General features: G+C 63.0%; 25 protein-coding genes. 11 read left to right on the top strand and 14 right to left on the bottom strand.

All coding sequences use genetic code 11. The features are described from left to right. Positions 1–96: 96 nt before the first annotated feature. Positions 97–1,299, bottom strand: a complete 1,203-nt coding sequence (ppk2, locus tag PRZ01_RS06705) for a polyphosphate kinase 2 (RefSeq protein WP_273596000.1) — start codon at positions 1,297–1,299, stop codon at positions 97–99. A 571-nt stretch (positions 1,300–1,870) separates the two neighbouring features. Here ppk2 and urtA point away from each other — a divergent pair. The 5 genes from urtA (at position 1,871) to urtE (ending at position 7,547) form a co-directional block, all read left to right on the top strand. After that, positions 1,871–3,145: an urea ABC transporter substrate-binding protein gene (gene urtA, locus PRZ01_RS06700; protein ID WP_273595999.1), complete on the top strand. Its 1,275-nt coding sequence runs from the start codon at positions 1,871–1,873 to the stop codon at positions 3,143–3,145. A gap of 104 nt (positions 3,146–3,249) precedes the next feature. Continuing rightward, positions 3,250–4,827, top strand: coding sequence for an urea ABC transporter permease subunit UrtB (urtB, locus tag PRZ01_RS06695; RefSeq protein ID WP_273595998.1), 1,578 nt, complete (start codon positions 3,250–3,252; stop codon positions 4,825–4,827). Continuing rightward, complete coding sequence (gene urtC, locus PRZ01_RS06690; protein ID WP_273595997.1) at positions 4,824–5,960, top strand: urea ABC transporter permease subunit UrtC; 1,137 nt, start codon at positions 4,824–4,826, stop codon at positions 5,958–5,960. The genes urtB and urtC overlap by 4 nt, the downstream gene beginning before the upstream one ends. Further along, positions 5,957–6,826, top strand: a complete 870-nt coding sequence (gene urtD, locus PRZ01_RS06685; RefSeq protein ID WP_273595996.1) for an urea ABC transporter ATP-binding protein UrtD — start codon at positions 5,957–5,959, stop codon at positions 6,824–6,826. Before urtC ends, urtD begins: the two co-directional genes overlap by 4 nt. A 16-nt stretch (positions 6,827–6,842) precedes the next feature. Continuing rightward, positions 6,843–7,547: an urea ABC transporter ATP-binding subunit UrtE gene (gene urtE, locus PRZ01_RS06680; protein ID WP_273595995.1), complete on the top strand. Its 705-nt coding sequence runs from the start codon at positions 6,843–6,845 to the stop codon at positions 7,545–7,547. Between the two features lie 20 nt (positions 7,548–7,567). Here the strand turns inward: urtE and PRZ01_RS06675 are convergent, their stop codons facing one another. From PRZ01_RS06675 to PRZ01_RS06640, 8 genes are all read right to left on the bottom strand, one after another. Further along, positions 7,568–8,644 (bottom strand): nucleotidyltransferase domain-containing protein, encoded by a 1,077-nt coding sequence (locus PRZ01_RS06675; protein WP_273595994.1) that lies wholly within the window; start codon positions 8,642–8,644, stop codon positions 7,568–7,570. Next, positions 8,641–9,576: an HprK-related kinase A gene (locus tag PRZ01_RS06670; RefSeq protein WP_273595993.1), complete on the bottom strand. Its 936-nt coding sequence runs from the start codon at positions 9,574–9,576 to the stop codon at positions 8,641–8,643. The genes PRZ01_RS06675 and PRZ01_RS06670 overlap by 4 nt, the downstream gene beginning before the upstream one ends. Further along, positions 9,573–9,836, bottom strand: a complete 264-nt coding sequence (locus PRZ01_RS06665; RefSeq protein WP_273595992.1) for a hypothetical protein — start codon at positions 9,834–9,836, stop codon at positions 9,573–9,575. The genes PRZ01_RS06670 and PRZ01_RS06665 overlap by 4 nt, the downstream gene beginning before the upstream one ends. Positions 9,837–9,872: 36 nt before the next feature. Beyond that, a complete protein-coding gene (locus PRZ01_RS06660; RefSeq protein ID WP_273595991.1) occupies positions 9,873–10,529 on the bottom strand; it encodes a hypothetical protein in 657 nt (218 codons plus the stop codon). 260 nt (positions 10,530–10,789) lie between these two features. Continuing rightward, positions 10,790–11,635 carry an urease accessory protein UreD gene (locus PRZ01_RS06655; RefSeq protein ID WP_273595990.1) on the bottom strand — a complete coding sequence of 282 codons (846 nt, stop codon included), beginning with the start codon at positions 11,633–11,635 and terminating at the stop codon, positions 10,790–10,792. A 129-nt stretch (positions 11,636–11,764) separates the two neighbouring features. After that, the gene (locus tag PRZ01_RS06650) at positions 11,765–12,235 is read right to left on the bottom strand and encodes a GNAT family N-acetyltransferase (RefSeq protein ID WP_273595989.1); all 471 of its coding nucleotides are present in this window, start codon (positions 12,233–12,235) and stop codon (positions 11,765–11,767) included. A 96-nt stretch (positions 12,236–12,331) separates the two neighbouring features. Continuing rightward, entirely contained in the window at positions 12,332–13,258 is a 927-nt protein-coding gene (locus PRZ01_RS06645; RefSeq protein ID WP_273595988.1) for a 2OG-Fe(II) oxygenase, read from the bottom strand. A gap of 125 nt (positions 13,259–13,383) precedes the next feature. Further along, entirely contained in the window at positions 13,384–14,493 is a 1,110-nt protein-coding gene (locus PRZ01_RS06640; protein WP_273595987.1) for an acyltransferase family protein, read from the bottom strand. Between the two features lie 371 nt (positions 14,494–14,864). Here PRZ01_RS06640 and PRZ01_RS06635 point away from each other — a divergent pair, with 371 nt between their 5' ends. The 4 genes from PRZ01_RS06635 (at position 14,865) to PRZ01_RS06620 (ending at position 19,263) form a co-directional block, all read left to right on the top strand. Then, complete coding sequence (locus PRZ01_RS06635; protein WP_273595986.1) at positions 14,865–15,839, top strand: XdhC family protein; 975 nt, start codon at positions 14,865–14,867, stop codon at positions 15,837–15,839. Further along, positions 15,836–16,570, top strand: a complete 735-nt coding sequence (locus PRZ01_RS06630; protein ID WP_273595985.1) for a zinc metalloprotease — start codon at positions 15,836–15,838, stop codon at positions 16,568–16,570. The genes PRZ01_RS06635 and PRZ01_RS06630 overlap by 4 nt, the downstream gene beginning before the upstream one ends. Positions 16,571–16,691: 121 nt before the next feature. After that, positions 16,692–17,465, top strand: coding sequence for a ParA family protein (locus PRZ01_RS06625; RefSeq protein WP_273595984.1), 774 nt, complete (start codon positions 16,692–16,694; stop codon positions 17,463–17,465). A gap of 112 nt (positions 17,466–17,577) precedes the next feature. Next, complete coding sequence (locus PRZ01_RS06620; protein ID WP_273595983.1) at positions 17,578–19,263, top strand: AMP-binding protein; 1,686 nt, start codon at positions 17,578–17,580, stop codon at positions 19,261–19,263. Positions 19,264–19,278: 15 nt separating this feature from the next. Here PRZ01_RS06620 and PRZ01_RS06615 read toward each other — a convergent pair whose 3' ends face one another. Then, positions 19,279–19,959 (bottom strand): DUF6515 family protein, encoded by a 681-nt coding sequence (locus PRZ01_RS06615; RefSeq protein ID WP_273595982.1) that lies wholly within the window; start codon positions 19,957–19,959, stop codon positions 19,279–19,281. 191 nt (positions 19,960–20,150) lie between these two features. Between PRZ01_RS06615 and PRZ01_RS06610 the strand changes: the two genes are divergently transcribed. Beyond that, a complete protein-coding gene (locus PRZ01_RS06610; RefSeq protein WP_273595981.1) occupies positions 20,151–20,807 on the top strand; it encodes a glutathione S-transferase family protein in 657 nt (218 codons plus the stop codon). A 19-nt stretch (positions 20,808–20,826) separates the two neighbouring features. Continuing rightward, entirely contained in the window at positions 20,827–21,603 is a 777-nt protein-coding gene (gene modA, locus PRZ01_RS06605) for a molybdate ABC transporter substrate-binding protein (RefSeq protein WP_273595980.1), read from the top strand. A 33-nt stretch (positions 21,604–21,636) separates the two neighbouring features. Here modA and PRZ01_RS06600 read toward each other — a convergent pair whose 3' ends face one another. The 4 genes from PRZ01_RS06600 to PRZ01_RS06585 form a co-directional block, all read right to left on the bottom strand. Continuing rightward, positions 21,637–22,170, bottom strand: coding sequence for a response regulator (locus tag PRZ01_RS06600; protein WP_273595979.1), 534 nt, complete (start codon positions 22,168–22,170; stop codon positions 21,637–21,639). A gap of 110 nt (positions 22,171–22,280) precedes the next feature. Beyond that, complete coding sequence (gene aqpZ / locus PRZ01_RS06595) at positions 22,281–22,973, bottom strand: aquaporin Z (protein ID WP_409993814.1); 693 nt, start codon at positions 22,971–22,973, stop codon at positions 22,281–22,283. A gap of 202 nt (positions 22,974–23,175) precedes the next feature. Further along, positions 23,176–24,570 (bottom strand): amidase, encoded by a 1,395-nt coding sequence (locus PRZ01_RS06590; protein ID WP_273595977.1) that lies wholly within the window; start codon positions 24,568–24,570, stop codon positions 23,176–23,178. After that, the gene (locus PRZ01_RS06585; RefSeq protein WP_273595976.1) at positions 24,567–25,193 is read right to left on the bottom strand and encodes a peroxiredoxin; all 627 of its coding nucleotides are present in this window, start codon (positions 25,191–25,193) and stop codon (positions 24,567–24,569) included. The genes PRZ01_RS06590 and PRZ01_RS06585 overlap by 4 nt, the downstream gene beginning before the upstream one ends. Positions 25,194–25,419: the final 226 nt, after the last annotated feature.

Genomic DNA, 25,419 nt, shown 5'->3' with positions numbered 1-25,419 from the left:
GGTTTGAGGAGGTGCACAGTGTTTTTCCGCACCCCCGGCCCGTCAAGGTAATCATCACGTTGAAAATTTCGAATGAGCCGCTCGCTCACCCGCCCATCAAACGGAAGAAGGCCGCCCAGTGCTCTCACCCCGCTCATACACCACGTTAGCGCGCCCAACCAGCAACGGGTCCAACGGACCGATTTTGTCCAGGTCTTTGTTGGCATAGGCCATCTGGTGCAGCACATGGCGCATGGCGTTGAGACGCGCGCGCTTTTTGCAGTCTGACTTCACCACGGTCCAAGGCGCTTCGGCGATGTCGGTGTGATAGAACATGGCCTCCTTGGCCTGCGTGTAGTTGTCCCATTTGTCGAGCGAGGCTTTGTCAATGGGCGACAGCTTCCATTGCTTGAGCGGATGCGCCTCGCGCTCCTTGAACCGGCGGCGCTGCTCGGCCCGGCTCACCGAGAACCAGAACTTGATCACGTAAACGCCCGAGCGTGTCAGGTTGCGCTCAAACTCCGGCGCCTGGCGCATGAACTCGGTGTACTCGTCGTTGGTGCAAAAGCCCATCACTCGCTCAACGCCGGCACGGTTGTACCAACTGCGATCAAACATCACGATCTCGCCCGCTGTGGGCAGGTGTTGCACATAGCGCTGGAAGTACCACTGGCCGCGCTCGACGTCGCTTGGTTTTTCAAGCGCCACCACACGCGCACCACGCGGGTTGAGGTGTTCCATGAAGCGTTTGATAGTGCCGCCCTTGCCCGCCGCGTCGCGCCCTTCAAACAAGATCACCACTTTGGCGCCGGTGGCCTTGACCCAGGCCTGCAGTTTCAATAACTCAACTTGCAGGCGGTACTTCTGCTTTTCATAAGCGCGCCGCGACATCAGGTTCTTGTAGGGGTAGGCGCCGCTGCGCCATTGCGCCGACAACTCTTCATCAGGGTTGGGTAGGGCATTGGATGCAGGCAATGCATTCAACTCACTCAGCAGCGCCTGACGCAGGGCTTGTGCGTCATCGGGAGAGGCGCCAGCCACCACCGCCTGCACAGACTCCGCCAGACCTGCGGGGCCGCTGCTTGACATGATGTCGGTCAGCGCCGCCAATTCGCGCGCCTGCGCCTTGCTGACCGCGTCTTTGACCGCACGACGAGCAATGCGCACGGGGTCCAGCGAGCCAGCGGTGTCGCCGCTGCTGCTGCGGCGGGGCTTGACGCTGCCGTTCAAGGCGGAGGATACGGAAGCGGTTGAATCAGCCGGGGCCATCGGGAGGGCTGAGGGGTCAAGCTGGGCGGAACGGGCGGTGCGAGGCTTCATGGTGGTCGGCTCGAATGAGTGTCACGAATTTGTCACGTTGACATTCTTGCGAGCAACGCGCCTTGATGCAAGGCAAACGCAGGCGCGACAAACAAGGTGCCGCAGCGGGCATCACCTTGGAATTCTTCGCAGATGCACCAAAACCGCGCCGCCATACGGTGCACGCTTGCACCACGGCGAGCCAGTCGATGCTGCAGTAGCCACCCAACGGCCGTCTGCTTGCCGACCCACAAGCCCGGGCGATGCGCCGGATAAGTGCCCGATAGGTTTCTGATAGGCAGGGAGGGCAGCATTGGACGCAAAAAAAGCCCCAGGCTTTGAGGGCCTGGGGCTGAATTCCACCCAGGGGCGGTGGAGGAGACAACTGAAGATACTTTACCTTTGCAGCTTCCGTGCCAGCTTTTATTGTTCGTAAAAAAATGTGAGCAGGCCTGTCTTTCTGCTGTCTCTCTGCTGTCTCTCTGGCAACGCCCACGAACGCCCGTGTACGCCATCCGCCGTATATCCCACGCGGCACCTCACCCCTAGCATGAGCTTGCCTTTTCCAGTTCAACCAGGAGCGCAGCTGATCATGCAAAACCGTCGTTTCACACTCAAGACCCTGGCCGCCGCCACGGCCATCGCCGGCATTGGTACTTTGGGTCTTGGGACCGCGCAGGCCGCCGACACCATCAAGGTGGGCGTGCTGCACAGCCTCTCGGGCACCATGGCCATTTCTGAAACGGTGTTGAAAGACACCGTGCTGATGACCATTGACGAGATCAACGCCAAGGGCGGCGTGCTCGGCAAGAAGCTCGAACCCGTGGTGGTGGACCCGGCCTCCAACTGGCCGCTGTTCGCCGAAAAGACCAAGCAGTTGCTGACGCAAGACAAGGTGGCCGTGATCTTTGGCTGTTGGACTTCGGTGTCGCGCAAGTCGGTGCTGCCGGTGGTGGAAGAGCTCAACGGCCTGCTGTTCTACCCCGTGCAGTACGAAGGTGAAGAGCTCAGCAAGAACGTCTTCTACACCGGCGCTGCGCCCAACCAGCAGGCCATCCCTGCTGTTGATTATTTGATGAGCAAGGACGGTGGCGGCGCCAAACGTTGGGTGCTGCTGGGCACCGACTACGTCTACCCCCGCACCACCAACAAAATCCTGCGCGCCTACCTGCACAGCAAGGGCGTGAAGGACACCGACATTGACGAGAAGTACACCCCGTTTGGGCACAGCGATTACCAGACCATCGTGGCCGACATCAAGAAGTTCTCGGCCGGTGGCAAGACCGCCGTGGTCTCCACCATCAACGGCGACTCCAATGTGCCCTTCTACAAGGAGCTGGGCAACGCCGGCCTGAAGGCCAAGGACGTGCCGGTGGTGGCCTTCTCGGTGGGTGAAGAAGAGCTGCGCGGTGTGGACACCAAGCCGCTGGTGGGCCATTTGGCCGCTTGGAACTACTTCATGTCTCTGAAGAACCCAACCAACACCGCCTTCATCAAGGAGTGGAGCGACTACGCCAAGGCCAAGGGCATTGCCGGCCACAAGGACAAGCCGCTCACCAACGACCCGATGGAAGCCACCTACATCGGCATCCACATGTGGAAGCAGGCGGTTGAAAAAGCCAAGAGCACAGATGTAGACAAGGTGATCGCCGCCATGGCCGGCCAGACCTTCACCGCGCCCTCTGGCATCACCTCCAAGATGGACGAGAAGAATCACCACCTGCACAAGTCGGTGTTCATCGGCGAGATCAAGGCAGACGGCCAGTTCAACGTGGTCTGGAAGACACCCGCCCCGGTCAAGGCCAAGCCCTGGAGCCCCTACATCGAAGGCAACGACAAGAAGCCTGACGAGCCGGCCAAGAAGTAAATGCAGCTGGCGCGCTGAGCTGAGCTCGGCGCCGCGTCGGCACCGCCACGCCCGAACCCAGGGCATGGCGGGCCGACGATTGACCCTGACCGACTGAGTACCCCATGCCCCGACTCCTCAGCGTTTTGTTCCCGCTGCTGCTGGCCAGCGTCAGCGCCCACGCGCTCGACAATGCGCAAGCCTTGGCTCTCGTGCAAGGTGAGCCCGACGCGCGCATTGCGGCACTCAATCAAGCCGTACTCAGCGCTGATGCGCCCACGGTCACCTTGTTGAAAGCCCTGAACGAGGACGCGGTGCGCGTCAGCGGCGGACAGGTTTGGATTGTCGACGGCGCCCAAGCCCATAACGCGGTGACCGGACAGACCGCAGCGCTCCCGGCCGAGGCCGAAGAGGTCATGCTCAACAACCGCCTGCGCGGCGAACTGGACACGGCGCTGGCCGCGCTCAAGCTATTCAGCCCGCGGGCCGAAGAGCGCTTGGCCGCCGCACAAGCGCTGGCCAAAGCGCCCAGCGAAGCCCGCCTGGCGCTGCTGGACAAAGCCTTGGCCCAAGAAACCGAGGCCCCCTTGCGCGACGCCATGCAGTTGGCCCGCGCCGCCGCCTTGCTGAGCAGCGAAAACGCCGGCAACCGCATCCAAGCGGCCCACGACTTGGCGCTGGCTCAAAGCCCCGCCATCGAGTTGCTGCTGAATGAGCGCATCGCCATCGAGCCCGACGCCACCGTCAAAGGCGCGCTGGCAGCCGCCCTCCACAAGGTGCGTGAAGGTCTCGCCTGGGGTGAGCGCCTGGGTGCCTTGTTCACGGGGCTGAGCCTGGGCAGCATCTTGTTGCTGGTGGCCCTGGGCCTGGCCATCACCTATGGGTTGATGGGCGTGATCAATATGGCGCACGGCGAGCTGATGATGATCGGTGCCTACGCCACCTGGCTGGTGCAGTTGGGCTTTCGCAAGTACCTGCCTGCCGCTGCGTTTGACTATTACTTGCTGGCGGCCCTGCCACTCGCGTTTTCCGCTGCGGCCGGGGCCGGTGCGCTGATGGAGCGCCTGGTGCTGCGCTGGCTGTATGGCCGCCCACTGGAAACACTGCTCGCCACCTGGGGCATCAGCCTGGTACTGATGCAGACCGTGCGCAGCCTCTTCGGCGCGCAGAACGTGGGCGTTGAAAACCCCGCCTGGATGAGCGGCGGCCTGCCCCTACTGTCCAACCTCAGCCTGCCCTTCAACCGGCTCTACATCATCTTGTTCGCAGCCCTGGTGCTGGCGGGCGTGGCCTTGATGATCCAACGCACACGGCTGGGCCTGTTCGTGCGCGGGGTGACGCAAAACCGCCGCATGGCGGCTTGCATGGGCGTCAACACCGCGCGCATCGACACCTATGCCTTCGCCCTGGGCTCAGGCATTGCCGGCCTGGCCGGTTGCGCCTTGAGCCAGGTGGGCAATGTGGGCCCAGACCTGGGACAGAACTACATCGTGGATGCCTTCCTCGTGGTGGTGGTGGGTGGCGTGGGCCAACTCGCCGGATCGGTCTACGCCGCGCTGGGCCTGGGCCTGGTGAACAAATTGCTCGAAGGCGTGGTCGGCGCGGTACTGGCCAAGATCGCAGTGCTTCTCTTCATCATCGTCTTCATCCAGAAGCGCCCGCAAGGCATCTTCGCCATGAAGGGGCGCTCGGCAGAATCATGAACAACAACAGCACGCTTGAATACAACACCCGCGGCGCCCCCCAGGCCGCTGCGGCCTGGCTGACCCCACGGGGATGGACGGCCTTTATCGTCGCCGCCCTGGTGGTTTGCGCACTGGTCCCGGTCTTGAACCTGCTGGTGCCCGCCGACAACGTCCTGCATCTGGGCGACTACGGCGTGGCACTAACGGCCAAGATCATGTGCTACGCGATCTGCGCCCTGGCCATGGATTTGATCTGGGGCTTTGCCGGCATCTTGTCTCTGGGCCACGGGCTGTTTTTTGCGCTGGGCGGCTACGTCATGGGCATGTACCTGATGCGCCAGATCGGCACGGATGGCCAATACCAGAGCGCCCTGCCCGACTTCATGGTGTTTCTCGACTGGAAGGCCCTGCCCTGGTTCTGGCGCCTGAGCGACAGCTTTGCCGCCACCTTGGCGCTGGTGGTGCTGGTGCCCGGCGCGGTGGCCTGGGTGTTTGGCTACTTTGCCTTTCGCTCGCGCATCAAAGGGGTGTACTTCTCCATCATCACGCAGGCGTTGACCTACGCCGCGATGCTGCTGTTCTTCCGCAATGAAACGGGCTTCGGCGGCAACAACGGCTTCACCGATTTCAAGCGCATTCTGGGCGTCGCCATCGCCACCCCCGCCATGCGCATGACGCTGTTCGTGCTGACCGGGCTGACACTGCTGGGCTTCTACCTGCTCGCCGTGTGGGTCACGCGCTCGAAGTTCGGCCGGGTGCTACAAGCGGTGCGTGACGCCGAATCCCGACTGATGTTCTGCGGCTACTCGCCGCTGCCCTACAAGCTGGCGATCTGGACGCTTTCAGCCGTGATGTGCGGCGTGGCCGGTGCGCTGTATGTGCCGCAGGTGGGCATCATCAATCCCAGTGAAATGAGTGCCGCCAATTCGATCGAAATCGCCGTTTGGGCGGCGGTGGGCGGGCGCGGCTCGCTGATCGGCCCGATTGCCGGCGCCTTTGCGGTCAACGGCGCCAAAAGCTGGCTCACCGTGAGCGCCCCTGAGGTATGGCTTTACTTCCTCGGTGCCTTGTTCATTGCGGTCACCTTGTTCCTGCCGCAGGGATTGGCCGGCCTGTTTCAAAAGATTTTTTCCAGAAAGCCCCAAGCATGACGCCCGAGCTGATGGAGCAAGGCCACGAGCGCCTAGAAAAAACCCGGGCGCCCGCGCCCCAGCAAGAGTCAGGCGACCGCCGCGCCGGGTACGCACGTGTGCATGAACCCGGCACGCTGGACGTGACGCATGGCCGCATCTTGTACCTGGAGGATGTGTGCGTGTCCTTCGACGGATTCCGCGCCATCAACAAGCTTTCGCTGGACATTGCGCCGGGTGAATTGCGCTGCATCATCGGCCCCAACGGCGCGGGCAAAACCACGATGATGGACATCGTGACAGGCAAGACGCGACCCGACTCGGGCCAGGTATTTTTCGGCAGCACCATTGATCTGCTGCGCCATAACGAGGCGGAGATTGCCGCCATGGGCCTGGGGCGCAAGTTCCAAAAACCCACGGTGTTTGAGCCACTCACTGTGTTCGAGAACCTGGAGTTGGCACTCAGCGGCCCGCGCGGCGTGGCCGCTGCGCTATGGCACCGCCTGAGCGGCGAGCAGCACGACCGCTTGGCCGAGGTGCTGACCCTGATTCAGCTGAGTGAAGAACGCCAACGGCCCGCAGGTCTGCTGAGCCACGGCCAGAAGCAGTGGCTGGAGATTGGCATGCTGCTGATCCAGGACCCCAAGCTGCTGCTGCTGGACGAACCCGTGGCCGGCATGACCGATCAAGAGACCGAACGCACCGCCGAACTGTTTCTGACCCTCAAGGGTAAGCACACGCTGATCGTGGTGGAGCACGACATGGGCTTTGTCGGCCGCATCGCCGAGAAGGTTACGGTGCTGTGCGAGGGCTCGGTGCTGGCAGAAGGCTCGCTCGCGCAGGTGCAGGCGGACGAGCGGGTGATCGAGGTCTATCTGGGTCGCTGAACCGAGAGTCAACAAGATGCTAACTGCGAAAAACATTCACCAGTACTACAGCGGCTCGCACATCCTGCGCGACGTCTCGGTGAGCGCCACGGCGGGCCGGGTCACCGTGCTGCTGGGCCGCAACGGCGTGGGCAAGACCACCTTGCTCAAGTCGTTGATGGGGCTGGTCCCCATCAAGAGCGGTACCGTCGAATTCAACGGTCATGCCATCACCAAGGCCACGCCCTATGAGCGGGCCCGTGCGGGCATCGGCTACGTGCCGCAGGGCCGCGAAATCTTCGGCCGCCTGACGGTGGAAGAAAACCTGCTGATGGGCTTGGCCAGCAAGCCAGCCGGCACGCCCATTCCCGCTGCCTTGTTCGAGCTGTTTCCGGTGCTCAAGCAAATGCTGAACCGGCGCGGCGGCGACCTTTCAGGGGGGCAGCAGCAGCAGCTGGCAATTGCACGCGCGCTGGCGGCACAACCCAAGCTGCTGATTCTCGACGAGCCCACCGAAGGCATCCAGCCCAGCATCATCAAGGACATCGGCAGGGTGATCCGCCAATTGGCCGATGTCGGCCTGAACGGGCAACGCATGGCGGTGCTGCTGTGCGAGCAGTACTACGATTTTGCGGAAGAACTCGCCGACGACTACCTGGTGCTGGAGCGCGGCGCCGTGATCTCCCAAGGCACCGGCGCCGAGATGGTGAGCCGCGGCGTGCGGCAGATGGTGTCGATCTAAATACCACCCAGCCCCGCCCCTCAAGGCGCAAAGAACGCCTTGTACGACAGGTGATAGACCAACAAAGGCAGCGGCATGCGCAACCAGTGGCTGCGCGTGAACACCGCCTTGTGCGCCAGGCGCGTGGTGGCGCCATAGGCCGACCCATGCGCGGGCCGCAGCGCATGCTCGAACATCCAGCGACGCAAGGCGTCCGGAAACGGGCTGCGCCCGATCGGCTTGAGCGCCGCCAGCACTTCGGCAGGAATCAGCGTGCCATACAAACGCCCGCACTGGGTCAACGCGTCCAGCAAAGGCAGCGACAGACGCAAATGCCGGGCCCGGGCCAGCAGTTCAGGCCAGTACGTGTCGTCAGCGCCAAAATCGCTCAGCAGCAGATGCAAGTCGTGCAGATCTCGCAAGCCCTTGTGGAACTCTCCGAAGAACAAATGGCAGGCGGAATGAATCACCATATCGGCCCGGCCCAGCACGCCAAAGAAGGACAAGTCCCCCGTCATCTGCCGGGCGGCGTCGAAGAAGTCTTGCGGATCCGGGCGAATGCCCGAGGTGGGCGGGAGAATGGTGTGGTGCACGTCCAGCACCGTGCCGCGATGCTTGTGCTCCAGCGGCGGAATTTCGTGGGTCCACTCCCGGTAGTAGCGCTCATCGTAGGCATTGGTGTGCAAGGGCAACCAGCCCTGCCACTGCAACTGCTGCTCCGCCCGGGCCAGCGCTGCCTTGGGCACCATGATGTCGAGGTCGTTGAACAGCCGGCCCAGGGACGCCGGGTGGCCCAAAGCGCAGTAGGCCGCGCCCTTGAGCAGCAAGACCGGAATACCCTGGGGCTCAAGCACCGCTTGCAGTGCGCGCAATTCACCCTTCACCGCCAAGGCGTGTCGGGCCGCGATGACCCCGGCGCCTTCCAGATGCCGCCGGGCCCCCTCGGGCGCCGACGCCATGACGCCCGCAGCAGCCAGCGCCGCGTACAGCTGCGCCATCAACTCCGCCGCCCGGCTTTGCCACACCAGCGCCTCCCACTGGCGAACGCCATACGTGGCCGCGCGGCCCGGCTCGCGCAGCGTTTCAACCAGCAGATGCGCAAACACTGGGGCGCTCATGGTGTGCTCATGGGGCGCTCAGGGGCGAGTGTCCACAGACGTTCGATTTCAGGGATCACCTGATCGAAGGAAGCATACGCAATGCGATGCGCGTGTACCTGGTCGATCAAGCGACCCAGCGCGTTGAAACCCCGGCCACCCAGCACGGCGAAGTTGAAGGTGTGCCGGGTCAGCTCCGCCAGCGCATGGGCTTGCCCCTCGGGTGAAGACTGCAGCGCCGCGCCCGCCTGGTACTTGGGAAACACCAGCATCGCGGGCCGGGCTGGCATTGCCATGGCCTGGACACTGCCCAAGGGTGGCCGCATATGGGCAATCGCGCCCTTGGCGGTATCGGGACAGAGCGGGCCGAAATGCGTGTCCGGACTCAACGCACGCACGATGTCGATGGAGGTGTTTTTCAAGCTGACCGGGCGAGCGATGGGATAGGCCAGCCCGTCCTTCAGGGAGATCAAGGCCATTTCGTCCGACAGCAAGCGCCAGCCGCGCAAGACCAAGGCGGCGCACAAGGTGCTTTTGCCCGAGCCCGGGTCTGCGGCCAGCATCAGGCAGCGGCCGCCGCGCTCGACCACCGCCGCATGCATGACCAGATAGTCGTGTGCATGGGAGTAGATCACCCAGTTCAACCCCCATTCCAGAATGGGAAAAGCCTGTGCAAATGGCAGGGGCTTGAAGGGAATCCGCCCGTCGCAGTCGAAAATCACCTGCGCCCGGAAGAAGCGGCGCAGCGGGCTCGGGCTGCGAACCTCGATCTCGAAGTCCACATAAGTGTCAGCTTCAAGCACCGGAAAATCAGCATACAGCTGGCGAAACTCTGCTGCGAGCTTGGGCAGCGGCGTACGCAGCCGGATGCAGAACGGCCCGCAAGGCAGCAACAGCCCGTCGTGAGACAGCCGCGCTCGCAACTGCTCAAGGGATAGGTCGGCGATCCTCAAGACAGCGGGTCGAAAATTTTGAGCCCCGACAATTCCTCGGCATAGGCACGTGACACCCGGGGCCCGGGGTGCACACCCAGCGCAAGGCCGGGCCGCTCAAGAATGCCGGCCTGCGCCACCACCTCGAACACTTGCGGGGTCTTCAACAAGTCCTCGAACGCCAGCGGCAATAAATGGGTTTCGCAGGTTTCACCCACATAAACCACCAGCCCGTCTGGATAGGCCCGCCACAGCACCTCAGACCGCAATTCAAGACGCATGCCAGGCGGGCGTGGGTGCGCCATGCAAGGGTGCGGTCACTCCGCCGAACCGTTGCACCACAAATTGGCCGTATGGCCGTAGATGTCCACCTGGGTGACAAAGGCGGCAAGGGCGGTCTTGGGGGAGAGGTTGGCACAAGCCGCCTGAAAAGCGGCAATCACTGCAGTCGCTGTTTGCAAGCCGACCACCGGGTAGCGCGAACCATAGAATTTGGCGTTCAACAGCGCTGCCACAGCCTGCATGGCCGTGTTGTCAGGCACACCAAACGCATTGCCATACCCTGACCCAGGGCCCGCGGTCTGCCCAGGAAAGACCTGGTCCAGACGGATGCCAGACCCGCCGGTGCCGTTGAAGAAATTCACCCCAAACACCGTGTTGAATGCCATTGATTTCGAATAGACCGAGTTCAGCGACGGCGAGTTGGTCCACAGCGCCGTACCGTTCTGATTTTGCGGCCCCCAAAACCCCGGGCTGCAGCCGCAGGGATTCGCATGGGCAGCCCGAGACAAGTTGCCGGAGGCAATCTCAGAAGCCGTGCAAGTGGAGGCAGCCATGACAGAGCGGCTCGGCAGGGTCAGCAAAACCACCGTTCCGGCGCCACCCAACCGACGTCGGCCTTGATCGACGCTTTCGACGTTTTCCTTGGAGCCGGGTTCCCGGGTCTCCACCGCACTCGTGTTTTCGTCATTCATGACTACCCCGCTTGGCATCTTTGAACCCTTTGCCCTGCGGTGGCACCGCACTCGCGTGACAAAGCCCGTTCATCAAAAACGCGCCGCCCGCATGAACTCGCAATGAGGCAAAAAAGGCGCGTCTTTAACACACATCATAGGACCCTTTATGTACGACGACATGACAATTCAGGGTAAACACACCCCCCTCATTCAAGCAGGGTGTTGCACTCGGCAAGGCCCTGAAAGCGCCGCAATACCCTCATGTCCGCCCCCAGGAGCTACATCGCCCACAAACGCGGCGGCGGCGCACTCAAACCCCACAAAGCATGCCGCCAAGCCGCCCAACACTGACGCAGCAGCAACAGACTGGGTTCCGTCAGATCACTCAAGGCCCGCAGCACCAAAACTTGCGGGTGCGCCGCACTCGCTCCCGCCAAAACAGGCCCGGCCAGATCGGTGCCGGCCGCATCAATCAGGCGGCGCACCGCGTCCAGGGCGCGCTCCTGCCGCTCCCGCTCTAACGGCGCGCCCGCAGCAAACGTCAGCGTGGCCAGACAACGTCGCCCGGCCAGGCCGAGCTGGCCGTTCATCAGCAACTCGTCTTCGGCACGGATGAGGCCACGCTCCAGCCACACGCCCTCAATTTCCAGGTGCTGCTCAAAACACCCACGGTCAAACGGCGCACCGGCCGTCGGCAAACCCAAGGCCGTGATGTCCCAGGCCATCATCTCTGCGCCAGGGGCCAGCGAGAACCTTGCTTCATTGACGGCTTGGCAGGCCGGGTAAGCAATGGCCTCCAGCGGCAACCATTCCAGCCGGGCGCCCGCATCAAGGTGCGCCGTCACCCGCTGAACCGCACGCACGCCGGCTTCGCTGCGATAAAAACGAGTGGCGCCGGGTGTGGTGACCAAGCCATGCGCGCCCGCCCCCACGGTCACCTGCACATCCAGGGTGTCGCCGCCCACCAAGCCCCCAGGCGGATGAACCATCACGTTATGGCAAATCGCTTCGCCCTCGGGGTACAAGGTTTTCAGGATGCGCAAAGGCCCGTCGTGGCGGTACCGGGCAACGCTGCGGCCCTGCTCCAGGCTGAGTGCCAGAGCCAGTTCAGCACGCCAACTCATTGCATCGGCACCACGGCAAGAGCGAATAGGGACGGATGGTTAAGAATTTTCAAAGGGTGCGCGGGTACATTCATGCGCACATTGTGCCCAGCTTCAAAAACTTCATTTGAGCCCGCCGCCAAAGCGCATTCAGTGGCACAACCGCTTTTCCATATAAACACGAAACACACCGCCACGCCCTGCATCAAACGGCGTGCACCGACGAAAACCCTGCCGCTCATACAAACGCTGAGCGGCCGTTTGGCGCACGCCCATTTCCAGCCGCAAGCAATCTCTGCCCGCTTTCAGCGCTTCGGCCTGCAAGACCTCGACCAAGGCCGCGCCGAGCCCGCCGCCGCGCCAATCGGGCAAGACCATCAGTCGATCCAACTCAGCGTGGCTTTCATGCAGCCACACCGCGCCACAGGCCAGGGCCCGTCGGTGTGCATCACGCACCACGGCCAAGCGCACATGCGCCTGCAATAGTGCATCTACCGGCCTGGGGCAAAGCGCCGGAGCGGGATAAAGCTGTAATTGATAAGCGTCCAGCGCCGCGATCAAAGCCTGAACATCGGCTTGATCGGCACGCTCCAACTGGAAGCTCACGGGGGGCAATTTCATGGAAAAAGATAGGGCTGACACAGCGCACAGAGACGCAAAAGTCATGCCTGAACGCTGCGGACCGCAAGCCGATCCCCTAAATTGACGCCTTGCGAATCAGCCGTAAGGCCGCTGCCGCAGCCATTTGGTGGCGATGTACTTGATGCCCTCGACCACCGGCAGGCCGGCATGCAAGGTGTCAGCGTCTTCCAGCCCCGCCGCGGTGACGTCAGCGAAATAAAGCGCAGCCCCCCGACTCGGGCGCACCTCAAAGCCGATTTTTGGAAATCGCGTGCCGCCGCCTGCCGTCACTTCATCCAGATATAACAAACAAGTGCCGACCCGCTGGCCGCCCGTTTGTAGATGCCGTTGGCTGCCCGGCAAGTCTGGATTGAAATAATCGTAATGGGCGCGGTATTCGCCACCGATGGCATAACGCAATACTTGCAAGCCTTCACCATGATCCACCGGCCAGTGCAGCAACTCGGCAAGGCGCGCCTCGATGCGCGCAATCAAGGGCGTCTCGCCGCGTTGAAACCAGGCCCCAGCGCTGCTACGTGCCTCGTCTTGGCGGGCCTCTCCCTGCTGCTCGTCCACCACAGTGGAGCGGCTCAGGCGCGACTCCGCCAAGGCCATCAAGGCAAGGCACTCGTCGGCGCTGAGCATGTTTTCAAACAGCACCACCTGCGGCTGGTCCAACACCGCAGCAATGCGCACGGTTTGCCCATCGCTGGCTTGAAGGCGGTTGGCGTTTTGATTGACGTGGGGGCGCAGGGCGGGCTGAGCGGCAAATGCAGCAGTCTCGGCCGGCGCCTGGACCACACCAGCATGCGCCGACAAGGCCAAGCCCTGCTGCCACGCCGCAGTGCTGGCTTGCAGCCGCTCCCAGCCAAGTGCACATGTTTCACGCAGTGCCTCGCGGGCAACCCCCTGAGAATGACCGCCTTTGACCAACAACTCATGGAGTGAAGCGGCGGTACAGCCGCGCGTCACGTTCTCATGCAACCAAGCCCGCCATTCCGGCGTCAATTGCAGCAAGGACATCCGACCTCCGAGCCTTCAGGACCAAGAAGGCCCCTACTCTACTGAATGTTCGTGACGGCCCATTCACACTCACCATATGCACCGCACCACCAACCGTTGCCCATCGACGCCGATCGCGCCGTCAATCAAGAGGTGGTCAGACGCGGCAACAAATGGACGAGACGCAACCGTCCGCTGGGCACTTCAACCCACCGATAAAAGGCCATCGCGGCCAGATTGCTCAGCGCCCAGGCCGCCAGCAGAAATGCCAAACCGGCGCCGGCGCTGCTCAGGCCTTGATGCGCAAACACCGCGTTGATCAGCAGGCAGACTGGAAAGTGCACCAAAAACAAGGCGTAGGAATGATTACCCAGTTGCGCCACCAAGGCACCGCCGCGGCGCAGCGCCGGCAAGCCCAGCTCATGGCGCCGCTGCCACCAAGCCAGCGCCAGCGCCGTCAGCAAGGCCAAGGCGGCGCGCTCGCGAAACTCCAGCGCCAGCGCAGCCACCACCAGGCAAGTCATCAAACCCAGGCCCAAGCGACGCTGCGGGCTCAGCCCAAACCAATGCACCAGCGCGCCCAAGCCATAGGCGCCGAAAAAGTAAAGCGCCCAAGCGTCCAGGCTGGCATCGCGATTGAAGACAAACAGCGAGGCCATGCACAAAGCAAGCACCAGCAGCGGCGCCATCAATATGCGCAGCAAACGGCGCCCCTGGCCCAAACCACGCGCCGGCAGCAGGCTGCGCGCCACCCACAGCAACGCCAGCAAGGTGGCAAACAATTGCAAATCCATGGCCACGTACCACGCGCCCACCGTCAGCGACTCAAACCCCAGCACGTCCTGCAGCAACAGGCCATGCGCCAGCAACTGCTGAAAACTCACGCTCTGTGGTGTCAACTCGGGCAACCAGGGCTCGACCAGCAGAGAGCACGCCAGCGTCAGCAACACCGCCGCCATGAAGGGCAAGACCAGTCGGCGGTAGCGGCGCCACAACAGGGTCGGCACCGACGCGTCCAGGGGTTGGCCCCGCGAAGACAAGGCACGCGCGCTGAGAAACCCGCCCACCACCAAAAACACTTGCACGGCCAAACGCCCATAGTGATAAAGCGCCTGCATCAAATGCGGCAGCCAAGACTCGACCGCTTGCGCGATCGGACCATAGGCTGACAGATGATGCAGCACGATCATCTGCGCCGCTGCCGCCTTCAGAAGGTCGACATGCAGCAGGCGAGATTTCTGGACATGGAAGCTCATGGGCCCGGAAAAAACAAATGCACCGGCGACAGACCGCTCGGTGCAAAAAATACGCAAGGGGTGCCTGATTAGCGGCAAATTTGCACAATCAGGCTAAACGTTAGATTGTAGAGTGCCTGACCCTTTCGCGCCAGCCCACGTCAAACCCGGACGCTAGCTCGCCTGTTGAGATCGAGGACGCGCACTTCACACGCTTACAACTTGCCGGTGAACACCCGCCCAAGCCAGCCCAGATACCAGTCCAGAAATTTCTGCCACGCCGATTGACGCGGGCTTGCAGCGGGTGGCGGGGGCTGGCGTGGGTCTGGTTTCATGGTTCAGGTTTCATCGGCAAAGGGATCAACGGTTTAGTATCCCTGTCCATGGACAATATGGATCTGACAATTTTGCGCCAAGTCGCCACGTGGGCAGCGCAAGGCCGACGCGTGGTGCTGGGCACCATCACCCGCACCTGGGGCTCCGCGCCCCGGCCCGTGGGCTCAGTGGTGGCGGTGCGCGACGACGGCGTGATCGCCGGCTCTGTCTCGGGCGGCTGCATCGAAGATGACTTGATCGCCAAAGTACGCGAAGGCGCCCTGGACTTGGCCTGGCCCCAACTGCTTCGCTATGGCGTCGGCGCCGAGGAGGCAAGCCGCTTTGGCCTGCCCTGCGGTGGCACGCTAGAGTTGATGCTGGAACCCGTGGGGCCCGCGTCGCAGATCGAGCCGCTGCTGGCACGCCTGGACCGGGGCACGCGTGTCAAACGCGTACTGAACCTGAGCGATGGCAGCGTCACCCTGCAAGAATCCGAGGCCGACGCCGACCTGTTGACCCTGACGGCGCAGACCCTCACCACCCACCACGGCCCGCAGTGGCGCCTGCTGATCATTGGCGCCGGTCAAATGACGCATTACCTCGCCAGCATGGCGCTGGGGCTGGACTATCAGGTGCTGATCTGCGACCCGCGCGAGGAATATGCCGAGAACGGGCAGGTTCCGGGCGCCCGCTTGACGGCCGAAATGCCCGATGACGCCGTGACCGCCTTTGCGCCCGACGGGCACAGCGCCATCGTCGCCCTGACCCACGACCCCAAGCTGGACGACCTTGCCCTGATGGAGGCCTTGAAGAGCTCTGCCTTTTATGTGGGCGCCATCGGCTCACGGGTCAATCAAGCCAAGCGCCGGGCCCGGCTCGCCGAACACTTCGGCCTGAGCAAGGCCCAGTTGCAGCGCCTGCACGGCCCGGTTGGCCTGCACATCGGCGCCCGCACGCCACCGGAGATTGCGCTCTCCATCCTGGCGCACATGACGTCAGAACGCTACGGCGTGCAACTGAGCAGCACCGTCAAAACCCGCACGCCGACATGATTGCGCGCACGCCGTCTGCGGTGTTGGGCCAGGTGCTCGGCTTGATGCTCAGCCTGCCCCTGGCCGCTGCAGCGCAGCCGCAGCAACAAGCCGGGCCGTCAATCCGCGAGCAGGAGATTGCGGAGTGCCGGCCCGGTGAAATTCAAACCTGGGGCGACGGCACAGACCACCCGGCGGTGGCGGAAAAACTCATCTTCGTCTACGACCACCGCGGCGCCCCCCCCTGGTTCAGCGCCCGGTTGGTGATGGCGGCCCTGCAACGGGCGGCCGAGGCGTGGTCGCGCTGCGGGGTGCCCAGCCTGGTGGCCCAGGGCGTAATGTCACCGGCGCTGATGGCCGTCAACAAAGGCAATGTGCAGGTGCTGTGGAGCGACGCCGAAACGCGCGGCAACTTCGCCCTGGCCAATTTGAGCCAACGCCGGCTGGCCCTGAGCCCGGCGGGCTTTGTGTTGCTGAAGACACGCAACCCGAGCTACCCGGCGCAAGAAACTCTGCAAATGGCGATCTCCCACGAGATGGGGCATTTGTACGGCCTGGGCGCACATTCACGACGCTGCGTCGACGTCACGTCTTACTACGACAACGGCAAAGGCGATCTTTGCAGTGCGCGAGACCGCTCGCAACTCAAAACGGTGGTGGAGTACCGCGCCAACTTGCCCACCGCCTGTGACTTGCAGCGCTGCCGCATGGCCAATGGACAGGCGCAGGCGGTGCCCGGCATCAACCACTGACGGATGAACGCCCTCGGCGTGGTCGACTCCGTTTTCGCTGCGCTGCCCACACTGCAAATTTTGGAGAATCTTTGCTGCAGTGCACAATACACCTGAACTGACGGCAAGGACGGAGCGTTTCATGCGGCGTGTAGTGTTCAATCAAAAGGGCGGCGTGGGCAAATCCACGATCACCAGCAACTTGGCAGCCATTGCTGCGCATCAAGGCCTGCGAACCTTGGTGGTCGACCTGGACGCGCAAGGCAACTCCACCCGCTATCTGCTGGGTGACGCGGCCGACGACGCGGCGCCTGGTGCCGCGGAATTCTTCCAATCAACGCTGAGTTTCAGCGTTAGGCCGACCAAAACGGCGGACTTCATCAGCCCCTCAGCTTGGGAGCATTTGCATGTGATGCGTGCCAGCCCGGCGTTGGAAGAACTCCACAGCAAATTAGAGAGCCGCTACAAAATCTACAAATTGCGGGACGCCTTGCAGGCGCTTGAAAAAGACTACGACCAAATCTGGATCGACACGCCGCCAGCGCTGAATTTCTACACCCGCTCGGCCCTGATCGCGGCCAATAGCTGCCTGATTCCCTTTGACTGCGACGACTTTTCACGCCGCGCGCTCTACGGTCTGCTGGAGAGCGTGAACGAGATTCAGGCCGATCACAACAGGGATCTGCGGGTGGAAGGCATTGTGGTAAACCAGTTCCAGCCGCGCGCCAGCCTGCCCCAGCGCACGGTGCAGGAGTTGCTCGACGAAGGCTTGCCCGTGCTGCAACCCTACCTCAGCGCCAGCGTGAAGATCAAAGAGTCGCATGAGCTGGCCCGACCCATGATCCATCTGGATCAACGCCACAAGCTGACCCAGGAATACCTCGCCCTGTTCAACGGGCTTGGCGAAAACACCTAAGCGCCGCAGCGGCACCGTTCACATAATCCGCCATTCAATGGACAGCTGAGCGCGTCGCTTTCAGGCGATGCGCTCAGCTGCTGCGTTATGGCGGACTGGAAAGGTGGGCACTTTGGCGACAACGACTTCCAAGCTGATACTCGACTATGTCTTCGATTACGAGGCGCAGGCGCCAAATCAGGTCTACCTGACCCAACCCCTGGGAGGCGGCCGGGTTGAAGACTACAGCTGGTCACGCACGGTAGACGAGGCTCGGCGCATGGCCGCCCACCTGCTATCGCTGAACCTGCCGCGTGGCGCGCGCATCGCCATCTTGTCGAAGAATTGCGCCCACTTCATCATCGCCGAACTGGCGATCTGGATGGCCGGCGGCACTACGGTGGCGATCTTCCCGACCGAGACCGCAGACGTTGTTCGTTATGTTCTGGAACACAGTGAGGCCAGCCTGCTGTTCGTCGGCAAGCTCGACAACTGGCCTGCGCAACAGCCCGGCGTGCCAAGCCATCTCCCCTGCATCGCCCTGCCCCTGGCGCCAGCCACGGGCTTCGAGACCTGGCAAGACATCATCCAACGCACGCCGCCGCTACCGGGCCGCCCGCAACGCACGCCCACCGAGTTGGCCATGCTGATCTACACCTCGGGGTCGACGGGTGAACCCAAGGGCGTGATGCACAACTTTGAGCGCGTCACGCGTACCACCGAAGCCAGCGTGGCCTTCGTCAGGGCGGTACTGCCTGCCGGGACGCCGATGCGGGTGCTGTCCTACCTGCCCCTGGCCCATGTCTACGAGCGGGCGGTATTGGCCTGCGCAAGCATGGTAGACGGCAGCACCCATGTATTCTTCGCGGAGTCGCTGGACACGTTTGTGCAAGACTTGGCTCGCGCCCGGCCCACGCTGTTCTGCTCAGTGCCGCGCTTGTGGCTGAAGTTCCAGCAAGGCGTGTTCAGCAAAATGCCCGCCGCCAAGCTGGATCGCCTGTTGAAGCTGCCGCTGATTGGCGGACTGGTGCGCCGCAAGGTGCTGCGCGGCTTGGGCCTGGACCAGGTGCGCATGGCGATGAGCGCCTCGGCGCCGATCCCGCCGGAGCTGATCGAGTGGTATCGCAAGCTCGGCCTGAATCTGCTGGAGGGCTATGGCATGACCGAAGATTTTGCCTACTCGCACAGCTCAACCACGCAGCTGCGGGCGACCGGTATGGTGGGCGCACCCATGCCCGGCGTGCAGACCCGAATCAGCGCGGACGGAGAGATTCTGGTCAAATCACCCGGCCAGTTGGTGGGTTACTACAAGCGCCCGGATCTGGATGCTGAAATCTTCACCGCCGATGGCTTTTTCCACACGGGCGACAAGGGCGAATACAACGCGCAAGGCCTGCTCAAGCTGACGGGCCGCGTCAAGGAGTTGTTCAAGACGGCCAAGGGCAAATACGTGGCCCCGGCACCGGTGGAAAACCTGCTGAACGCCCACCCCTACATCGAGTTGAGCCTGGTTTCAGGGGTGGGCCAGCCGGCAGCCTATGCCCTGATTGTCTTGAACGAAACGCTGCGCCCCAAGATCACCGACCCAGCCGTTCAGGCCGATGTCGTGCAGCAAATGACCCAATTGCTGGCGCATGTCAACGCGCAGTTGCCCAGTTACTCGCAACTGCGCATGCTGGTGCTCCTGCGCGACCCCTGGAGCATCGAGAACGGCTGCCTGACGCCCACCATGAAGGTACGGCGCACACGCATCGAAGCTGCTGTGGCGCCACGACTGGAAGCCTGGTACGCGGCCGAAGGAGTCGTGCAATGGGCTTGACGCCGTCCATAAAACTCACCGCAGGGTGTAGCCGCGAGCGTCCATGCAGGCCTCCACCGCGCGGCTGAACACCGACGCATCACCCATCGCGCTGGGTTGGGTGGTGGCCCAGCGATTGCAGCCCTGCCGGTCTGCTTCGAGTTGCGCGGCGCTCTGCCCATTGCGCGGATAGATGACGGGCTCCGGCTTGGCTGGGCTCGCCACGACAGCAGGTGGCGCGGCAGAGGGCACCACGGCACTCACCGCTTGTGCGTTGTCAGCCCCAGGCGGTGCTTGCACCACCACATAACCCGGACCCGGTTGCGCCAGGGTGTAGTAAATGCCGTTGGCGTAGTAATACGGCATACCGCCAATGCTGAGCGTCACGTAGGCCGACGGCAGCAGCGGAATCACGACGCCAAAGGGCGGCACTACCACCCTGAAATTGGGGCCATACGGCCGATACCAGACGCCGCCGCTGAACCAATATCGATCCCGGCCGAAGCCCACCGCCAAGGCGCCATGCGGCACGCCAGCCACCACATAGCCACGCGCCGGATAGTAGTGATCGTGATGGAAGTGGTCGTCATACACCACGTGTCCACCATGCCCACCATGGCCGCCATCAAAATCCCGGCCCCCTTCATGAGCATTTGCCACACCTGCCACACTCGCCATTGCGACCAGGCCTATCCAAAACACAGTCTTTTTCATCATCAGTGCATTCATCACAGCCTCACAAGACACAAGAGAATCAGAATCGGTGACCCATCGATATTTCAACGCCACCCTCCTGCGGGCGGCTGACTGCTTCGCTGTTTCCAGTTGGTAAAGTTGCACGGCCCGGCATCCCTTGCGACCGCACCTTCACTGCACCCCACTGCACCCCACCTCACAGAGATTCACCCATGCTGCACCTTCACTATCACCCCAGCGACGCCAGTTTGATGCCCCACATTTTTCTGGAGGAATTGGGGGTGCCGTTTGAACTGAAATGGGTGGACCGGGCGAACAACGCGCAGAAGTCGCCTGACTACCTCAAACTCAACCCCAATGGGCTGGTTCCGGTGCTGGTGGACGGGGACTTGGTGCTGTATGAAACCGGCGCCATTCTGCTGCACCTTGCCGACACGCATCCGCAAGCGCAAATGCTGCCGCCCGTGGGGTCGGCGGCGCGCGCCCAGGTTTACAAATGGATGTTCTGGCTCAGCAACACCCTGCACGCCAACATCACCGTGTACTACTACTCTCAACGTTATGTAGCTGACGGCAACACAGGCGGAGCAAGCGAAGTCAAGGCGCGCGCCGAGACACGCATCGGCCTGTTGCTGGACCAATTGGACCAGCAGTTGCAGCACAGCGGCGGCCCCTGGTTGCTGGGCCGCGACTACAGCCCGGCCGATTGCATGGCGTTCGTGCTGAGTTGCTGGACGCGCAACTTTGAGCGCCCCGCCCACACCCGGCCCCATCTCGGCCCCTACCTCCAGCGCATGCAAGCTCGGCCGGCCGTTCAGCGCGCGGCGACCACCGAGCAATTGCCGCCCAGCTTCTTCGTCAAGAACTGAGCTCGAAATGCGGTGCCCCATGTCGCTCTCCACCGCGCCTGCGGCCAAAGCGCTGCGCTGGGCCGCCGTAATCGTCGCCCTGATGTCCGGTGCACGCATCGCCCAAGGCGCCGAGATGACTGTTGCCGCAGCCTCCAGCCTGAGTAATGCCTTCAAAGAGATGGCGCCGGCCTTCGAGGCTCAACATCCGGGCACTCAACTGCTGTTCAATTTCGCAGCGTCCGATGCATTGCTCGCGCAGATCGCCAAGGGCGCGCACATCGACGTATTTGCATCAGCAGATCAGGACGCCATGGACCGCGCCGAAGCCCAACAGTTGGTGCAAGCCCACAGCCGCCTCAACTTCGCGGGCAATACGCTGGTGCTCATCACGCCCATCACCAGCACGCTGACGCTCAAGACCTTGTCTGACCTGAAGAAGCCTGAAGTCGCCCACCTGGCCATGGGCATGCCGGAGGGCGTGCCCGCTGGGCGCTATGCCAAAAGCGCGCTCGAAGTCGCGGGGCTCTGGTCGACCCTGAGCCCCAAGGCCTTGTATGCCCGGAACGTGCGGCAGGCGCTGGACCATGTGGCGCGAGGCGAAGCGGAAGCGGGCTTCGTCTACTCCACCGACGCGGCCTCGCTCAAACGGCGGGTCAAGGTCGCGTTCCCCGTGCCGACGTACGCACCGATTCACTACCCCGCCGCCGTGGTTGCCGGTAGCCCCAATGCCGAGAGGGCACGGCAATTCATCAACTACCTGCGCTCATCCGCCGGCCAGGCGGTGCTGACGCGCCATGGGTTCTTGCCGCCCTGAAACGGGTCATGCGTAGGGTGCAGGATTTCGGCGTCAGCGCTTTTTCTTGCGCCGCAAGCTCGACAAGGTTTCTACGCGCTTGAGCAGTTCTCGGTCGTTCCACGGCTTTTTGAAAATGCCGTACAGGCCCTGAACCTGATGGACCCTGGCCTGCATCTCGTCATGGCCGGTGATGGCAATGACGGGCAGATCTTCCGTCTCCAGGCTGCCCTGCACGGCGGCGATCAACTCGAAACCGTCTTTATTGGGCATTTCCAGATCGGTGATCAGCACGTCGAACCGCCGCTCCGCCAGGCAGGCCAGGGCTTCCACCCCGTCGCGAGCCAGGGTGACCGGATAGCCGGCGCCTTCAAACAAGCGGCCCAATTTGGCCCGGGCAACGGCCGAATCGTCAACCACGAGCAGGTGCACCGACTCGGGCTGCAGCGTGGAGGGCGCAACGGTGTCGCGCGCGGTCGGGTCGTCACCGCGGCGGGCACTGATGACGAACACCACAATGGCCAGGGGCACCGCAATCAGCAGTGGCAACAAATAAGGGCCCAGCGCAGCTGGCAAATCAAAAGGCATGATCAGGATTCCTTTGCGAAGCCCAATCTACCACCCCACTCAAGACAGCCAAATGCAAAAAAGCCGACCCTAGGGTCGGCTTTCAAGGCTTTCAAACAAGACGCAAGGCCTCAGCGCTGCTCGCCCGCCACCATACGGTAGCTCAACGCGCCGATGACGGCACCCACGATGGGCGCCACCCAGAACAGCCACAGTTGCTGCACTGCCCAGCCCCCCACATAGAGCGCCACGCCGGTGCTGCGCGCCGGATTGACGGAGGTGTTGGTGACCGGAATGCTGATCAGGTGAATCAGCGTCAGGCCCAGGCCGATGGCGATGGGCGCAAAGCCGGCGGGGGCGCGTGAATCGGTAGCGCCCATGATGATGATCAGGAAGAAGGCCGTCATCACCACCTCGGTGATCAGCGCCGCTTGCATGGAAAAGCGACCCGGCGAGTGTTCACCGTAGCCGTTGGACGCAAAGCCGCCGGCCAGATCAAAGTCGGCCTTGCCGCTGGCGATCAGGTACAGCACGCCGCCTGCGGCCAAACCGCCCAGCACCTGCGCCACGATGTAAGGCAGCAGTTGCGAGGCCGGAAAGCGCCCCCCCACGCACAAGCCCACCGACACCGCCGGGTTGAAATGCCCGCCCGAAATATGACCCACGGCATAAGCCATGGTCAGCACGGTCAAGCCGAAGGCCAAAGCCACCCCATGGAAACCAATGCCCAGGCTGTTGGGAAACACGGCTGCCAGCACCGCACTGCCGCAACCGCCCAGCACCAGCCAGAAGGTCCCCAAAAACTCCGCACCATATTTGTTCATCGCCTGCATCCTTTATATGTTGTGAATCAATCAACCCGTCGCATTGCACCACCCCTGCGGCCGATTGGCTAGGCCGCCCATGAAGACACATGGCCTGGGCACAGGGATGACAACCAGGGCGGATTGTGTGGGTCGCTGACCGCCTCTTGGTCGACGATAGGGGACAGTTTGTCCCATAAATCAGCTACATGCCTCGGAATTCCTACGCGGGTTCGGGCCAAGCGCGCTGGGGGGCACGCAAGCGCTCGAAGGCGGCGGACAGTTGCATCACCCCCAGGTCATCAAAACGCCGGCCAACGATTTGCAGGCCAATGGGCAAACCGGTGTCGGTGTAGGCGCAATTGATGGATGCCGCCGGCTGCTCGCTCATATTGAAGGGCAAGGTGAAAGCGATGTGCTCGAAAGGCTGCGCGGGATCGTTCAAAGGGCTGGCCCACTCGGCCGCAAAGGCTGCCACCGGGCTGACGGGCGACAGCACATAGTCAAAAGGCTGGCACGCCGCCACAGCGGCTTCACGAAAAGCAGCCATCTGGCTGTAGCCCTCGAAGAGCTCGTCCGCGCGCAGATGGGCCGCCGTCTCCACCCAAGCGCGGATGTAGGGCAGCACCTTGTCCTGCCGCGCCGCCGGCAATTTTCGGAAATCCAACCAGGAGCGCATGCGCCAGAACTTGTCCAGCCCCTCAACCATGGCCCGGGTGCTGAAGCCCGCCATCGGCTGCACCTCGGCGCCCGCTTGCTCAAAGCGACGGGCAGCATCCAAAACTGCCGCCGCCGTTTGGGGCTCAACCGCCATGCCCCAGCCGGCGTCCAACATCAGCCCCAATTTCAAACCCTTGAGCGCAAGCGGCGGAGCCCGCCAGTCCAAGGCCTGTGTGGGCAGGCTGGTGGGGTCGCGCCAATCCGGCCGGCTGAGTTCGGCCATCATCAGCGCGGCGTCAGCCACGGTGCGTGTCATCGGCCCGGCCACCCGGCCCGCGTAAGCCGGCTTGATGGGAATGCGCCCGCCGCTGGGCTTGAGGCTGAAGATGCCGCACCAGCCTGCGGGCAAGCGCAGCGAGCCGCCAATGTCGGTGCCCACATGCAAGGGGCCATAACCCGCTGCCGCAGCGGCAGCAGCCCCGGCACTCGAGCCACCCGGGTTCTTGCGCAGATCCCAGGGGTTGCGGCTCAGCGGATGAAAGCTCGACAGCCCCGAACTCAGCATGCCGTAGTCGGGCATGGTGGTTTTGGCCAACAGCACGGCGCCGGCCTCGCGCAGGCGGGCCGCGGGCGGCGCGTCTTCCGTAGCCGGGATCAGGTCGCTGGCGGCCGTGCCCAAGGGCATCGGCGTGCCCTGGGTGGCAATGTTCTCTTTCAAGGTCAAGGGCACGCCGTCCAGAGCCAGCGCTTCACCCCGCAACCACCGGGCCTCCGACGCCCGGGCTTGCTGCAGGGCCCGTTCAGGGTCGAAGGCATAGAGCGCCTGCAGTTGCGGCTCCCAGCGTTCGATGTGCGCAAGCACCGCGCGCGTCACCTCCACGGGTGAGAGTTGCCGGCTGCGGTAGGCCGCCAGCAGTTCAACCGCGCTGAGCGCATGCAAGGCAGGGTCAGCACTCATGGTTTAACAACGGGCTTAACGACAGGCTTGGCGAGAGGCTTGGTTTTGTCTGCGGCTTGCAGCGCCCGGGTGGCTTGCATCATGGCGCTGACATGTCCCTCGGCGTCGAGGCTGGCGTGCACCGCGGCGATGTGACCATCCGCACTGATGAGGTAAGAAATGCGGTCGGCCATGCTCGGCATCAACATCAGCTTGGCGTCGTAGGCGGCCATGACCTTGGCGCCGGCGTCCGCAGCCACGGCAAACTTGTTACGGCAGGCTTCCACCGAGAACTTTTTCAAGGTCTCGATCTCGTCATTGGAAATGCCGATCACCGTCACTCCCATCGCCTTGAACTCATCGGTGGCTTCCGCAAACTGATGCGCCTCAATCGTGCAGCCGCTGGTGAAGGCCTTGGGATAAAAGTACAGCACCACAGGCCCATTCTTCAAGGCCTCGGCAAGTTTGAACTTGAAGGGCGTGCCGCCCACCGCCGCTTCGGCGCTGAAATCCGGCGCCGGGGCGCCCACCGGCAAGGCCGCTAGCGCCACCGCCCCATACCCACTCAGGACCAAGCCGAGCAACGTGCTGCGCAGACCGGCACTCCGGAACGCCGGAGTCTTCTTGAAATCGAAATAGGACATGGGTCGAGTCTCCATCGGTGGTTGTGTTGGCACCGGGCCGCCACAAAATCAAAAATTGAATCATGCCTGCAAGCGGGAAATTGCGCTTGAGCTTGCACCGGCACCTGCGCTTGCAAGTGGCGTTAGCCCGCCCACAGGTTGCCGCACTGAATCCGGTGCAAAATCGTGCCGCGTCGGCTCTCCCCCGCCCGTCCCCAACTCTTTTGTTGCAGCCCTACAAACCAGC

This window comes from Roseateles koreensis (genome assembly GCF_028595305.1).
GTDB classification, from domain to species: Bacteria; Pseudomonadota; Gammaproteobacteria; order Burkholderiales; family Burkholderiaceae_C; genus Paucibacter_A; species Paucibacter_A koreensis.
This window is presented reverse-complemented; position numbering and strand designations above follow the sequence as displayed.